At 56.6% G+C, this 14102-nt stretch carries 15 protein-coding genes and 1 pseudogene; 13 read left to right on the top strand and 3 right to left on the bottom strand.

Annotation, left to right across the window (positions count from 1 at the left end):
• Positions 1 to 130: 130 nt before the first annotated feature.
• Positions 131 to 1021, bottom strand: a complete 891-nt coding sequence (locus ACQG1K_RS11605; RefSeq protein ID WP_367074458.1) for a LysR family transcriptional regulator — start codon at positions 1019 to 1021, stop codon at positions 131 to 133.
• 112 nt (positions 1022 to 1133) lie between these two features.
• Between ACQG1K_RS11605 and ACQG1K_RS11600 the strand changes: the two genes are divergently transcribed.
• The 12 genes and pseudogenes from ACQG1K_RS11600 (at position 1134) to ACQG1K_RS11545 (ending at position 12114) form a co-directional block, all read left to right on the top strand.
• Positions 1134 to 1532 carry a (R)-mandelonitrile lyase gene (locus ACQG1K_RS11600; RefSeq protein WP_150311749.1) on the top strand — a complete coding sequence of 133 codons (399 nt, stop codon included), beginning with the start codon at positions 1134 to 1136 and terminating at the stop codon, positions 1530 to 1532.
• Positions 1533 to 1640: 108 nt separating this feature from the next.
• Complete coding sequence (locus tag ACQG1K_RS11595) at positions 1641 to 2642, top strand: MsnO8 family LLM class oxidoreductase (protein WP_023306275.1); 1002 nt, start codon at positions 1641 to 1643, stop codon at positions 2640 to 2642.
• Positions 2639 to 3760, top strand: a complete 1122-nt coding sequence (locus ACQG1K_RS11590; RefSeq protein ID WP_017382285.1) for an amidohydrolase — start codon at positions 2639 to 2641, stop codon at positions 3758 to 3760. The genes ACQG1K_RS11595 and ACQG1K_RS11590 overlap by 4 nt, the downstream gene beginning before the upstream one ends.
• A 16-nt stretch (positions 3761 to 3776) precedes the next feature.
• Positions 3777 to 6040 (top strand): annotated as a pseudogene (locus ACQG1K_RS11585) (NtaA/DmoA family FMN-dependent monooxygenase).
• A gap of 9 nt (positions 6041 to 6049) precedes the next feature.
• On the top strand, positions 6050 to 6559 hold the full coding sequence (locus ACQG1K_RS11580; protein WP_058646550.1) for a GNAT family N-acetyltransferase: 510 nt from the start codon (positions 6050 to 6052) through the stop codon (positions 6557 to 6559).
• 9 nt (positions 6560 to 6568) lie between these two features.
• Complete coding sequence (locus ACQG1K_RS11575; protein ID WP_367074460.1) at positions 6569 to 7495, top strand: amino acid ABC transporter permease; 927 nt, start codon at positions 6569 to 6571, stop codon at positions 7493 to 7495.
• Positions 7479 to 8252, top strand: a complete 774-nt coding sequence (locus tag ACQG1K_RS11570; protein ID WP_367074462.1) for an amino acid ABC transporter ATP-binding protein — start codon at positions 7479 to 7481, stop codon at positions 8250 to 8252. The genes ACQG1K_RS11575 and ACQG1K_RS11570 overlap by 17 nt, the downstream gene beginning before the upstream one ends.
• 9 nt (positions 8253 to 8261) lie before the next feature.
• Positions 8262 to 9149, top strand: a complete 888-nt coding sequence (locus ACQG1K_RS11565; RefSeq protein WP_022648225.1) for a transporter substrate-binding domain-containing protein — start codon at positions 8262 to 8264, stop codon at positions 9147 to 9149.
• Between the two features lie 166 nt (positions 9150 to 9315).
• Positions 9316 to 9933: a glutathione S-transferase family protein gene (locus ACQG1K_RS11560; RefSeq protein WP_367074463.1), complete on the top strand. Its 618-nt coding sequence runs from the start codon at positions 9316 to 9318 to the stop codon at positions 9931 to 9933.
• A 37-nt stretch (positions 9934 to 9970) separates the two neighbouring features.
• Positions 9971 to 10201 carry a tautomerase PptA gene (pptA, locus tag ACQG1K_RS11555; protein WP_022648223.1) on the top strand — a complete coding sequence of 77 codons (231 nt, stop codon included), beginning with the start codon at positions 9971 to 9973 and terminating at the stop codon, positions 10199 to 10201.
• A 185-nt stretch (positions 10202 to 10386) separates the two neighbouring features.
• Positions 10387 to 11388 (top strand): Kdo(2)-lipid IV(A) acyltransferase, encoded by a 1002-nt coding sequence (locus ACQG1K_RS11550; protein ID WP_045308161.1) that lies wholly within the window; start codon positions 10387 to 10389, stop codon positions 11386 to 11388.
• Between the two features lie 90 nt (positions 11389 to 11478).
• Positions 11479 to 12114: a helix-turn-helix domain-containing protein gene (locus ACQG1K_RS11545; protein WP_063137839.1), complete on the top strand. Its 636-nt coding sequence runs from the start codon at positions 11479 to 11481 to the stop codon at positions 12112 to 12114.
• 139 nt (positions 12115 to 12253) lie between these two features.
• On the opposite strand, the gene ACQG1K_RS11540 is transcribed toward ACQG1K_RS11545, so the two are convergent.
• Positions 12254 to 12730 carry a GNAT family N-acetyltransferase gene (locus ACQG1K_RS11540; protein ID WP_367074466.1) on the bottom strand — a complete coding sequence of 159 codons (477 nt, stop codon included), beginning with the start codon at positions 12728 to 12730 and terminating at the stop codon, positions 12254 to 12256.
• Between the two features lie 85 nt (positions 12731 to 12815).
• Between ACQG1K_RS11540 and ACQG1K_RS11535 the strand changes: the two genes are divergently transcribed.
• Positions 12816 to 13751: a LysR family transcriptional regulator gene (locus ACQG1K_RS11535; RefSeq protein WP_022648219.1), complete on the top strand. Its 936-nt coding sequence runs from the start codon at positions 12816 to 12818 to the stop codon at positions 13749 to 13751.
• Here the strand turns inward: ACQG1K_RS11535 and ACQG1K_RS11530 are convergent.
• A complete protein-coding gene (locus tag ACQG1K_RS11530) occupies positions 13746 to 14048 on the bottom strand; it encodes an ArsR/SmtB family transcription factor (RefSeq protein ID WP_022648218.1) in 303 nt (100 codons plus the stop codon). The genes ACQG1K_RS11535 and ACQG1K_RS11530 overlap by 6 nt on opposite strands.
• Positions 14049 to 14102: the final 54 nt, after the last annotated feature.

Here is a 14102-nt window from a genome sequence, read left to right as displayed (position 1 = left end):
CGAAGGAAATCGTGTGGTCAGAGCAGACTGCGATCACAACGCGCTGAATCGTGACGTTTTTTTAGGCAAAAAGGTCTGTGAATGCTGATTTAATCATCAGGTTTACTTAATAGTTACCTATAGGTAGAGCTTATGGATGCCGCAGAGCTGCGATAAGTAATGAAAACGCGGAAGTGTGCTGGCGGCGGCTCGGATAATAGAGATGATAACCGGCAAAAGCCGGACACCAGGCTTCAAGCACACGCACTAACCGGCCCTCAGCAAGGGCGTCCTGAACCGCATCTTCCGGGACGTACGCCAGCCCCAGACCGTTTTCGGCGGCATCAATGCGTTGCGGCAGGCTGTTGAGGATCAATTGGCCGTCAACCCGCACGCGCAGCTCACGTCCGTCCCGTTCAAATTCCCAGGCAAATAATCCGCCGCGTGTGGGCAGGCGCATATTAATGCAGCGGTGCTGATCAAGCTGCTCCGGCGTTTCCGGTACCCCGAAACGATGCAAATAGTCTGCCGACCCGACGACCGCCATGCGCATGTCCGGGGCAATACGTATCGCAATCATATCTTTCGCCACCTGCTCACCCAGACGCACCCCCGCGTCAAAGCGGCCATCGACAATATCTGTCAGCCCATCGTCCACCGTGACTTCAACGTTGATGTCAGGATACTGCGCCATAAAGGGTTTAAGCACAGGCCACAGCACGGCAGACATGGCGTGCTCCCCGGCGGTTAGGCGAATATTCCCGGCAGGTCTGTCGCGGGTATCACGCAGCGCGGTAAGTTCCTGCTCGATCTCCAGCAGATGGGGGCTTAAGCGCATGAAGAGTTGCTCGCCGGCCTCGGTAGGGGCCACGCTGCGGGTGGTGCGGGTTAACAGACGGACTTCCAGCCTCGCTTCCAGATTGCGCATTGCGTGACTGAGCGCCGACTGAGATACCCCAAGCTGCGCCGCGGCGCGGGTAAAGCTGCGCTCCCGGGCGACAACCATAAAGAAGAGCAGATCGTTGAAGTTGTCTTTTAACATGGCGGCTTATCCTATTTATGAATTGAACTCATAGTTCCTTTCTGATTATGCACTCTAATGCTCCCCATGGCTTTACGCTACTGTTAACGCAATAGCAAACGAGGAGTAGATCATGAAAATTATCCGTAGCGGTTCGCTACCTTCCGTTCATGGGCCAGAGGCCTGGTTTACCGGCAGCGTGCGCATTGACGCACCTTTCCAGGCGACTGAACCGGCAAAAGTCGGCGGCGCGACCGTCACCTTTGAACCCAGCGCACGTACCGCCTGGCATACGCATCCTCTTGGACAAACGCTGATCGTGACGCAGGGGCGCGGCTGGTTACAGGAGTGGGGGAAAGAGGCGGAACCGCTGAATCAGGGTGATATCGCCTGGATCCCACCCGGCGTGAAGCACTGGCACGGTGCAAGCGTGCAGACGGCCATGACCCATATCGCCATCGCAGAAGCTGTCGACGGGAGCCCGGTGGCATGGCTGGAGAAGGTCACCGACGAGCAGTATCCGAACGAGTAGCGGTAAGCTATAGCTGATTTCCGGCAATCCAAATGTAAATTAATTGTTTCTCAGAGGTGAAATCCGCCTTTAATAATGACGACATGTTAAGTCAAACGAGAACGCAACATGTCATGGCGAATCAGCATTCTGGATAAAAGCCCCGTCGCAGAACACGAAACAGCCGCCGATGCGCTGGCGCGAACCTTAGCACTGGCGCAACAGGCAGAAACGCTGGGTTATCACCGCTTCTGGATTGCCGAACACCACAATACCCCGCAGCTTGCCAGCCCCTCGCCGGAGCTGCTGATTGCCTGGATCCTGGGGCAAACAAAACGTATTCGCGTGGGCTCAGGCGGCGTCATGCTGCAACATTACAGCCCCTATAAAGTCGCCGAAAATTTTAACGTACTGGCCGCCATTGCGCCGGGCCGGGTTGATCTGGGCGTTGGCAAAGCGCCCGGCGGTCTGCCGCTTTCTACCCGCGCCTTGCAGTACGGCCTAAATCCGCAGGAAAAAGGCAGCTTTACTGAACAACTGACGCAGCTTGATCGCTGGATCCGCCCTGAAAATCAGTCAGCGGAGGAGGACGTTCGCGCCACGCCGCTGCCGCCGGTGCCTGCCCGAGGATTTCTGCTGGGCGCCAGTACCGAAAGCGCGCTACTGGCGGCCTCCCTCGACTGGCATTTTGTCTTTGCCGCCCATCTGAACGGTGATCCTGAGCTGCTGCGCGAGGTCGTCACAGCGTGGCGTCAACACAGCGTCCGGGAGGTGATTGTGGCCGTGCAGGTCATTGTTGCCCCAACCCAGGCTGAGGCCGATGCGCTGGCGCAGAAGGTTGAAGTGTGGGGCGTGGAACTGGTAAACGGACAGCGCGTCACCGTGGCCAGCGAAGAACAGGCCTACGCCTTTGCGCGGCAGGCGGGGAGTGACCCGGTGCGCATCGCGCGTCGGGCGCAGTCTCTGCTGGCCGGAACGGCGGATTCGGTGCTTGAACAGCTCAACGCGCTGCATCAGCAGTGGGGAATTGACGAATTTATCATCGACACGCCGGTCGCTGATGGCGCAACGCGCGTGCAGTCACTGCGACTGCTGGCCGAGGCGCGATTTAACAGGGAGGTGACCGTATGAGCTTTAGCGAACAACTGATTGCCTGGCGCCGTGAGCTGCACCAGAACCCTGAACTCTCCGGTCAGGAGGTCGAAACAACGGCGCGCCTGCGCGAGTGGCTGACGGCGGCCGGGATTGCACCGCTGCCTTACGATCTCCAGACCGGGCTGGTTGCGGAGATCGGCACGGGCAACGCACTGGTTGCGCTGCGCGCCGATATCGACGCGTTACCCATCGACGAGCGCAGTGGGGTGCCGTTTAGCTCCCGGCGTGCGGGGGTGATGCATGCCTGTGGCCATGACATCCACACCAGCGTGATCCTCGGCGCTGCGTTAAAGCTAAAGGAGCGGGAAGCCTCGCTCAACGGTCGCGTGCGGATCCTGTTCCAGCCTGCGGAAGAGAATTTCGGCGGAGCAAAAAGTATGGTGCGGGCCGGGGCGTTACGTGACGTACGCGCGATTTTCGGAATGCATAACGAGCCTTCACTGCCGGTCGGCGAGTTTGCTACGCGCGGCGGCCCATTCTATGCGAACGTCGATCGCTTCGTTATTCATGTTACCGGCAAAGGCGCGCATGCCGCACGTCCCCATGAAGGCAACGACGCCATCGTGCTGGCAAGCCAGCTGGTGACCGCGCTGCAAAGCGTTGCCAGCCGTAACGTCAATACGCTGGATTCGGTTGTTCTGAGCGTGACGCGCATCGCCGGGGGGAATACCTGGAACGTGCTGCCGGAAAGCGTTGAGCTGGAGGGCACGCTGCGCACGCACCGTACGGAAGTGCAGCAGAACGTCAAAGCGCGCGTCGGTGAAATCGCCGCCGGATTTGCCAGCGCCTTTAGCGCGCAGATCAACATCACCTGGTACGCCGGGCCCACCGCGCTGGTGAACGATGAACACTGGGCCGGGTTTGCCACCTCGGTCGCGCGCGAAGCGGGATATGAAACCCGGCATGCGGAACTGCACATGGGCGGGGAGGATTTCGCGGTCTATCTGCAAAACATACCCGGCGCGTTTGTCAGCATTGGCAGCAACAGTCCGTTTGGGTTACATCACCCGGCATTTAACCCGGACGAAGCATTAATCGAACCCGCTGCCCGCTATTTTGCTCAGCTCGCGGAAAAAGCCCTGCAACACGTTTAATTAATTTGAGGTGAATATGTCTGCACATCGTCAATTGCGGCTGGGGACCATTTTGCATGGTGCATCCGGAAATATGTCTGCCTGGCGCCACCCGGCGGCGGTCGCGGATGCCAGCATTAATTTTGATTTCGTCAAAGAAACGGCTTTAAAAGCAGAAGAGGGCAAGCTCGACTTTATATTTGTGGCCGACGGTCTTTATATTAACGAGAAATCCATTCCGCATTTTTTAAACCGCTTTGAGCCGCTGACGCTGTTGTCCGCGCTGGCGAGTATCACCTCGCGCCTGGGGCTGGTCGGCACGTTATCCACCTCGTACAGCGAGCCTTTCACCGCTGCACGCCAGTTCGCCAGCCTCGATCACCTGAGCAACGGACGCGCGGGCTGGAACGTGGTGACGTCGCCGCTGGAAGGGTCAGCGAAGAACTTCTCCCGCGAAAAACACCCGGAGCATGCGCTGCGCTACCGCATTGCCGATGAGTATCTCGACGTGGTGAAAGGGCTGTGGGACTCCTGGGAAGGGGATGCCTTTATCCGCAATAAAGAGAGCGGACAGTTCTTTGATGCGTCGAAACTGCATACTCTGGATCACCACGGTGATTTCTTCCAGGTTTCCGGCCCGCTGAATATTGGCCGCACCCCGCAGGGACGTCCGATTGTCTTTCAGGCTGGTGCGTCCGACGACGGTAAAAAGCTGGCGGCAAAACATGCTGACGCGATTTTTACCCACCATGACACGCTGGAAGAAGCCCAGGCTTTTTACCACGATGTTAAACAGCAGCTGGAAAGTCACGGCCGCCGCGCAGGGGATTTATATATATTCCAGGGCGTCAGCGTGATTGTTGGAAACGACGCCGATGACGTAGAAAACCAGTATCAAACCACGGCGGCACTGGTCTCCATTAATGATGCGCTGAATTACCTTGTACGTTATTTCGAGCATCACGACTTCAGCCAGTATTCCCTCGACGCGCCGTTCCCGGATATTGGCGATTTGGGCAAAAACAGCTTCCGCAGCACCACCGATGAAATCAAGCGTAACGCCCGTGAGCGCAACTTAACTCTGCGTCAGGTCGCGCTGGAAGCCGCATCGCCGCGCCCGCGTTTTTCCGGCACACCGGAGCAGGTGGCCGATGGTTTACAGGCCTGGTTCGAGGAGAAGGCGGCGGATGGCTTCATCATTCAGGGCGGTACGCCGGACACCTTCCCGCGCTTTGTCGACCAGGTGGTCCCCCTTTTACAGGCGCGCGGCCTGTTCCGCACCGACTATCCCGGCACCACGCTGCGCGAAAGTCTGGGCTTAGACGAGCCCAAAAATCAGTTCACACAACAATAAAAGAGAAAAACGCTATGCAGAAATCATCGCTTATTCTGGCGCTTGCGCTGGCTTTTACCCCTGCCGTCTGGGCAGAGAACGTCAATATTAACGGCACCGGCGTGAGCATTGAGGCCAATAAAACGCCGATCAATACCGCCAAAAACAGCGATGCGATCGCGCAACTGCCGAACGACTATCGCTTTGCCGTGCCGGGGAAATTTACCGTGGCGGTAGCGGGACTGAATCAACCGCCGCTGACGGTCTTTTCCGACGACAACAAGACCCTGCTGGGAAGTGAGGTCGACATTGCGCGTCTGGTGGCGGACAGCCTTGGGCTGGAGCTGAACGTGGTTCCCACCTCCTGGGAGGACTGGCCGCTGGGGGTGGCCTCCGGGAAATACGATGCGGCTATCAGCAACATCACCGTCACCAAAGCGCGCAAAGAGAAGTTCGACTTCGCCACCTATCGCAAGGATTCACTTGGCTTCTACGTGAAATCCACCAGTCCCATCAACTCGCTTGTGAAGGCAGAGGATATCGCCGGGCTGCGCATCATCGTGGGTTCCGGCACCAACCAGGAAGCCATTCTGCTGGCATGGAACGAAGAGAACCTCAAAAAAGGGCTTAAACCCTTTACGCCGATCTACACCAAAGACGACGCGGCCCAAACGCTGGCGCTTCAGTCGGGACGCGCGGACGCCTACTTTGGCCCGAACGTGATCGGCGCCTGGAAAGCGGCGCTTAACGGTAAAACCAAACTTGTCGGCAGCGTCGACGGCGGCTGGCCGAAGGCGGCGCATATCGCGGTGACGCTGAAAAAAGGCAGCGGCCTGGTCGAACCGGTACAAACCGCGCTGAACGGCGCGATCAAGAACGGAGATTACGACAAAGTGCTAAACCGCTGGGGGGAAGGCGTGGAGCGTATCTCCAGTTCCGAAGTTAACCCGGCGGGTCTGGGCGATTAAGGAGGCGCTATGCGCGAACAATTTCGTGACGTTTCGCCGGAAGATGCCGATCTTCAGCCCATTATCGCGGGGCTTTTCGGTGAGTACGCCGCTCGTTACGGCGACTACTTTTCAAAGGATGCGGAAGTCGAGCTGACAGAGTGGTACCTGGCGCCGCAGGGGCTGTTTATCGTCCTGGAGCGCGAGGGTGAGATCGTCGCCACCGGGGCGTACAAGCCCTTCGACGAACATACCGCAGAGATCAAACGTATCTGGACGAATAAAACGCTGCGCCAGCAGGGACTGGCCGCGCGCGTGGTACAGGAGCTGGAGCGCCGGGCGGTGCTGGCGGGCTACAGCCACATCTACCTGACTACGGGGTTTCGTCAGCCGGAGGCGGTGCGGCTCTATCTCAGTCAGGGGTATCAGCCGCAGTTCGATCTCAACCGCGACCCGGAAGAGTATAGCCAGCCGCCGTTCGACGGTCGGCTGCGTTTCACCAAGACGCTGATCCGCGAAGCGCTCAGCAAAACCGCATAAGGAGCGACGATGAGCAACGTTGAAACCATAAAAGTGGTCCCGGCACGTTATCCGCTGCGCGCTGCTGGCGCCGTGGTGGCGCTGTTTGTGCTGGCGGTCGTGATCCAATCCGTGGCCTTTAATCCGCGCTGGGAATGGGCGGTATTTGCCCGCTGGTTCTTTGACCCGGTGATCCTCGAAGGCGTCGGACAGACGCTGCTGCTGACGTTGATAAGCACCGTACTGAGCGTGGTGATTGGCGGCATGCTGGCTCTGGCGCGGCTCTCGTCATCATGGCTGTTGAGGAGCCTGGCGTGGGGTTACATCTGGCTGTTCCGATCGCTGCCGCTGATCGTGGTACTGATTATCCTCTATAACTTCTCCTATCTCTACGACACGCTCTCTCTCGGCGTGCCTTTTACCGGCATTACCTGGGGCAGCTTTGAAACCATCAACGTTCTCGGGCAGTTTTCTACCGCCATCGTGGGGCTGACGCTGGTGCAGAGCGCCTATACGGCGGAGATCATTCGCGGGGGCTTCCTTGGGGTCGACCACGGTCAGTATGAGGCGGCCGCTGCGCTGGGTCTGCCGGCGTGGCGTCGCACCGTGCGCATAATTCTCCCCCAGGCGCTGCGCACCATCCTGCCGTCCGGGTTTAACGAAATCATCAGCCTCGCCAAAGGGACGGCGATGGTTTACGTGCTGGCGATGCCGGAACTGTTCTACACGATCCAGATGATCTACAACCGCACCCAGGAGGTGATCCCGCTGTTGATGGTGGGGGCCGTCTGGTATCTGGTGATCACCACCGTACTGTCTGCCATCCAGCATGTTATTGAGCGTGGACTCGCCCGCAGCGAGCGCCGCTCCGCCGTAAACCAGAGCCGGGCGACCAGCCGCGCGCGTTCCGTCACCACTTCGTCAGCACAGGAGCCCGTTCATGCAAGCCTCTCCTGAAGGACACATTTCCATAACCGGCGTCAGTAAGTTTTTTGGCCGACATAAAGCGCTCGATAACGTCACGCTTGAGATCCCACCGGGCTCCGTGACGGTGATCCTCGGACCCTCTGGATCGGGAAAATCGACGCTGCTGCGCACTATTAACCATCTGGAGCGCGTAGACGAAGGCTTTATCCAGATTGACGGGGATTACATCGGCTATCGCCGTCAGGGTGACAAACTCTACGAGCTCAAAGAGAAAGAGATCCTCAAACAGCGCGTCAACGTTGGGTACGTGTTTCAGAACTTCAATCTTTTTCCGCATCTTACGGTGCTGGAAAACCTGGTTGAAGCACCCATCGCGCATAAAAAGTTCAGTAAAAAAGAGGCTATTGAAAACGCCTACAGCCTTCTGGATGTGGTAGGTCTGCGCGATAAAGCCGATGCCTGGTCGCGTCACCTCTCCGGCGGCCAACAGCAGCGCATTGCCATTGCCCGCGCGCTGGCGCTGCGCCCGCGCGTGATGCTGTTTGATGAGCCAACTTCGTCGCTGGATCCGGAACTGGTTGGCGAAGTGCTGGACGTGATTAAAAAGCTCGCCCGCTCCGGCACTACGCTGGTGGTGGTCACCCATGAGATCGGCTTTGCACGGGAAGTGGCGGACCAGGTGGTATTTATGGTCGACGGTAAAATTGTGGAGCAGGGCAGCAGCGACGACGTGTTAAACCGACCGTTGCATCCGCGAACGCGCCAGTTCCTCTCAAAAGTGCTGTAAGGAGCGCAGATGAAATATGGACTCCTGGCGGGGCTGGTCTTCACGACAGCGAGCCACGCCAGCATTGATTTAAAGGCCAACGAACAGCCGCTGCCAGTGACGGTTGATCAACAGGCAGTGGCGAAAATCCCGGCGAACTATAAATTTGTTGAGCCGGGTACCCTCACGGTGGCGATTTCAGCCCTGAATTCTCCGCCGCTGGCGCTGCTGGCCAGTGATAACCGCACCCGTATTGGCAGCGACCCGGATATCGCCCGGTTGCTGGCGGGCAGTCTGGGGCTGAAGCTGAAGCTGGTGCCAACGGCGTGGGAAGACTGGCCGCTGGGGATCACTTCCGGGCGCTATGACGTGGCGTTGGTGAATATCGCCGTCACCGAGCAACGTAAGGAGAAGTTCGATTTTGCAACCTATCGCGTCGATTCCCTGGCCTTCTCGGTGAAATCCACCAGCAACGTACAGTCGATCACCAGTGCGAAAGATCTGGCCGGTAAAAAGGTGATTGTCGGGTCAGGCACCAATCAGGAACGTATTCTGCTGGGCTGGAACGAAGAGAATAAAAAGGCCGGACGCGAGCCTGCGTTGCCGGTTTATCTGACCGACGACGCCTCAGGCAATCTCTATATTCAGTCCGGCAGGGCGGATGTCTTCTTTGGACCGCAGTCCGTTTCGGCCTACAAAGCCGCGTTAACCGGCAAAACCCGCGTCGTGGGATTAGGCCCGAAGAAAGCCTATGTCGCCACCACAACCAAAAAAGGCAATGGGCTGGTGTATGCGTTGCAGGCTGCGCTGGACGGTGCGATTAAGCGCGGGGATTATCAAAAGGTGCTGGCGCGCTGGGGGGAAGCGGGCGAAGCAGTGACGTCTTCAGACGTTAATCCACCCGGGATAACCTACTAATGGTGCTCTATACCCTAAATAATTCGAGTTGCAGGAAGGCGGCAAGGGAACGAATCCCCGGGAGCGTACATAAGTACGTGACTGGGGTGAGTGAATGCAGCCAACGCACCTGCAACTTGAAGTATGACGGGTATACACTTAGGGTTTTCATCCCTGAGGAGGCAACATGATCAAACTCTATGGCGTACCCGGCTGGGGATCGGCAATCAGTGAGGTGATGCTGACTCTGGCAGACATCCCGTATCAGTTCGTCAACGTGGATGGGTTTGACCAGCCCGGCCCGCAGCGCGAATTGCTGTTGAAACTGAACCCGCTGTGCCAGGTGCCGACGCTGGAGCTGGAAAACGGGGCGATCGTGACGGAAACCGCGGCGATCGCCCTGATGGTGCTCAACAGACGACCCGACCTCGCGCCGCCCGTTGGGCAGGCCGAGCGCCAGCAGTTTCAGCGCCTGCTCATCTGGTTTGTGGCGAACGTCTATCCCACCTTTACGTATGCAGATTACCCGGAACGCTGGGTGCCTGATGCCCCGGAACAGCTGAAGAAAAACTGTATTGAGTACCGGAAATCCCTCTATCTGTGGTTTGACAGCCAGCTCAGCGCCTCGCCTTATGCCTTTGGCCAACAGCTAACGCTGCTTGACGTCTATATTGCCGTCGTGCGTACCTGGGGGCCAGGTCATGAGTGGTTTACCACCAACGCACCTAATATCACCGCCATCGCGGATGCCGTCTGCGCGTTGCCAGAACTGCACAAGGTGCTAAAAGCTAACGACATAATCTGATAACGTGGAACGCTAACCTATAAAAGGAGCCCTGCCCATGCCTCACGTTGATATCAAATGTTTTCCACGCGATCTGACTGACGAACAAAAAACGGCCCTGGCGGCGGATATCGCCGAAACGATAGTCCGTCATCTGAACAGCAAAGATCGCTCAATCTCCGTGGCGCTTCACGAAGTCCAGGAAGCTGACTGGAAGGCGCAGGTTTGGGATACCGAGATTGGACCTAAACTGGATGAACTGATTAAGAAGCCCGGCTATTCGATGTAACTCGCCTGCCGGGTGGTGCAGTATCACCCGGCGATCCCCGCCTTTCATTCCTTTCGCAAAAATCGATAATAAACAGCACAACGTTTCCGCTACAATTCACTCCTCCGAACAATATTCGTTAAATCAGCAGGTAAGCACTACAACTGCACCAGATTAAGTACAGATAGTAAAAGGATAATTTTTTCATGACAAAATTACCTCGGTTTTCACTCGCCTTTATTCATCCTCGTTACTGGCTCAGTTGGGCAGGCATCGCCGCACTCTGGTGTACGGTCCAGCTCCCATATTCGCTTCTGTTAAAAGCAGGGCACGGACTCGGGCGTCTGGCCATGCGTCTGCTTCCACGCCGCGTGGAAATCGCCAGACGAAATCTTGAGCTTTGCTTTCCGGAGATGAAAGAGGGTGAGCGCGAGCGTTTGCTTGAGCGTAATTTTGAATCGGTTGGAATGGGCGTCATCGAAACGGGCATCGCGTGGTTCTGGCCTGACTGGCGCGTGCGCAAACACTTCAGCGTGACCGGCTACGAACATATGGAACAGGCACGGGCGCAAGGAAGGGGCGTGGTGCTCATTGGCATGCATTTTCTCACGCTGGAATTAGGCGCACGCATCTTTGGCATGCTCAACGCGGGTATTGGCGTCTATCGTCCCAACAACAATGCGTTGCTCGACTGGCTACAGACGCGCGGTCGTCTGCGTTCCAATAAAACCATGCTCGACCGTTACGATTTGAAGGGCATGATCCGCGCGCTTAAGCAAAATGAGATCCTTTGGTATGCCCCGGATCACGACTATGGAAAAACGAATAGCGTGTTTGTGCCGTTTTTTGCCGTCCCGGACGCCGCGACAACTGCCGGGAGCTATATGCTGGTGAAAAGTGCCAGACCGGCCGTGATCCCGTTTGTACCACGCAGAAAAGCAGACGGCACAGGGTATGAGCTGATTATCCTGGACGATATTAGCGATACCTTGCAGGGAGGCGATAAAGTGGCCGTGGCTACGCAGATGAACAGGGCGATTGAGCGTGCGGTGATGATGGCACCCGAGCAATATATGTGGCTGCATCGTCGCTTCAAAACGCGTCCTGAAGGGCAACCGGACCGGTATGCGCGAAAAAAACAGGTCCAGTCCTCAGTCAGAACTTTCGCTGCCAGCGATATGTCGGATCGGTCGAGTATCCAGCAGTAACACAGGGGGCGGATGCCGTTGCGCTCCGCCCTTTATAAAATCTGCGCCGCTGGATAGAATTACCGCATCCACCTTGTCGGGATGCAAAATATGACCGGAAGAGTCGACTATCAGCTTGAAAAATATCTCCTCACCGAAGTCGCCGAGCCAGAACGTCTGACCCGCCAGTGGGCAGAAGTGATGCGCGAGTGTCGCGAGCAAAAATCCGGTGCGGAAGAGCGTTTGCGTCTCGCGCTGCTGAATGTGGATTATGTGACCAGCTTTGAGCTTCCCTTCCGGTTACTCCTCACCCGCGCCCCGCAGTTGATTGATGGGATCAGAAATGAGTTCCAGCTCAGTCAAAAAAATGTCCTGTTCAACGGCAAGCGGTTTGGCTGCGTTTACAGCCTTAAACAGGACCTGGAAGGCGTTCCTGACGAATTTACCTATCACCTGAAAACGCGGATCCAGCGAAGCGACAGCACTGGCGGAAGTGAAGTACCTTACCGGCAAATTGCACAGCAGGTGAAAGCGCCCAGGGAACGACTCAAACTGGCACTCGAAAATGGACTATCTGTAACGGCGCTCGACGGGCTTTTCTGGTTTGGCATTCAGCGCATCGCGGCCGATGTGCAGAGGCTAAGAAAAACGGGCACGAGGATTGTGACGTCAGAGACTGAGGTGTTTGATACGCTAACGATGACAACCCGGCGGATCCCCGTCTACAGCCTGACGCAGCCGGAATGAGCCTCGGTCGCTGAATCGTCGAACGTCTCAGAGAAGACAAAAAAGGCGGTAATCTCTTTCTCAGATATACCGTGCTTCAGCAACGCTTTCATTGACATTATGCCCCTTAGAAAGAGGGGCGTTTCACGCGATGGCATTGCTACTCAGCAAATGCCCGCAATGCCTCGCCATCAAGACGATAGCGTACCCATTCGGACTGCGGTACCGCGCCGATGCTCAGATAAAAATCAATTGCAGACTGGTTCCAGTCAAGCACGCTCCATTCCAGCCGGCCGCAGTGACGTTCCACTGCGCATTGCGCGATATTTTTAAGCAGTGCTTTTCCCGCACCCTTGCAGCGGTATTCCGGGGAGACATACAAATCTTCCATATAGATGCCGTTGCGGCCAAGCCAGGTGGAATAGCTGGTGAAAAAAACGGCATACCCCACAGCATGGCCTGCATATTCGGCAACCAGCGCTTCGGTTTTACTGTCTGCACCAAACAGCGTTTTACGGATTTCGTCCGGCGTGGTGACCACTTCTTCTGGCGCTTTTTCATAGACTGCGAGTTCGTAAATCATATCGTATATTGCCGCTGCATCTTCAGGTCGCGCCTGACGAATCGTAATGCTCATTCCGTTCCCTTTATCTTTGTTTGTAGTTGATGGGGATAAGCATAAAGGCTAATGTCAGAAGAATTAAGTGCAATGAAATCAATAAATGATGAATATTATGCATCCAGCCTTAAGGCGCCTTGATTTAAACCTTCTGCCGGTTTTTGACGCGATTTATCGCCACAGTTCCGTTCGACTTGCGGCAGATGAGCTGGCGATGAGCACCTCGGCGCTCAGCCATGCCCTGTCACGGCTGCGTGTTTCGCTCAACGACCCGCTGTTCTACCGGGAAGGACATCGAATGTGTCCCAGCGTCTATGCCACCCAGCTTGCGCCAGTTATTGCATCGGCCCTGAAATATCTCGACCAGGAGCTGTCGCCGCAGCCGGAATTTGATCCTGCTATCAGTACAGCGTGTTTGCAGATCGCGATAACGGACTTTACCGCGTTCTGCATATTCCCTGCGCTCATGAATACGCTTCAACATGCGGCGCCTGGCTTGCGTCTGGAATTACGATATTTGCCGCACAGCCCGGCGTTGACGGAATTACTGGCAGGAGAGGTGGATTTGGCCCTGGGATTCAGCACCATTGAGGATCGCCGGTACCCGGAGCTGGAAGAGATCAGCTGGTTCGAAGATGAATATGTGGTGATTAGCAATGCGAGCCGGAGCGCGCTCACGCTGGAGGATTATCTCGCCGCCCGGCATCTTGTGGTTACGCCGTGGAATGAGAAGCAGGGGGTGCTGGATTTGCAGCTGGAACGCATGGGTTATACCCGACACATTGCGATCAAAACCCCGTCTATGCTCAGCGCCCCGTTTGTTATTGCAGAAAGCGATCTGCTGATGGCGTTACCTCGATTCGCCGCTGAAAAGCTGCTGCCAGCTACCCGTATTAAAATTTTTGATTTACCGTTCCACATCAGTCCGTTTGAAGTAAAAATTTATTCGCACAAGCGCAGCGGGAAACGAGGCGTCACGAACTGGCTCAAAGCTACGCTGCGCGCGCTGGCCGAAGGGCAACAGTCAGAGCGCTTATGATTTCGACTGTAACAGGATCGCCATCAGCCCCGGAAAGCGGGCGTCCAGATCTTCTCTTCTCAGTGAAATCATATTCTCGCGCCCCTGCGGGCGCTGCCAGATCACGCCGCTGTCGCGCAGTACACGCCAGTGGTGAGTCATGGTTGATTTCACCACCTCGTCCGGGCGCAGCGCGTTGCAGCTCAGCTCACTGCCGTCGGCCAGCCGTCGAATAATCGCCAGCCGCAGCGGATTGCCGAGGGCGAACAGCACATTTTCCAGCAGTATTTGTTCGGGTTCCGGGTGGTTTGGGATCATTGTTTTCCTGCGTCTCGCGTGAGATTGAGCTATATCAACAATAGGTCAACCGTT

This window comes from Enterobacter cloacae complex sp. 402C9 (assembly GCF_050030745.1).
In the GTDB taxonomy this organism is placed as follows: Bacteria; Pseudomonadota; Gammaproteobacteria; order Enterobacterales; family Enterobacteriaceae; genus Enterobacter; species Enterobacter intestinihominis.
This window is presented reverse-complemented; position numbering and strand designations above follow the sequence as displayed.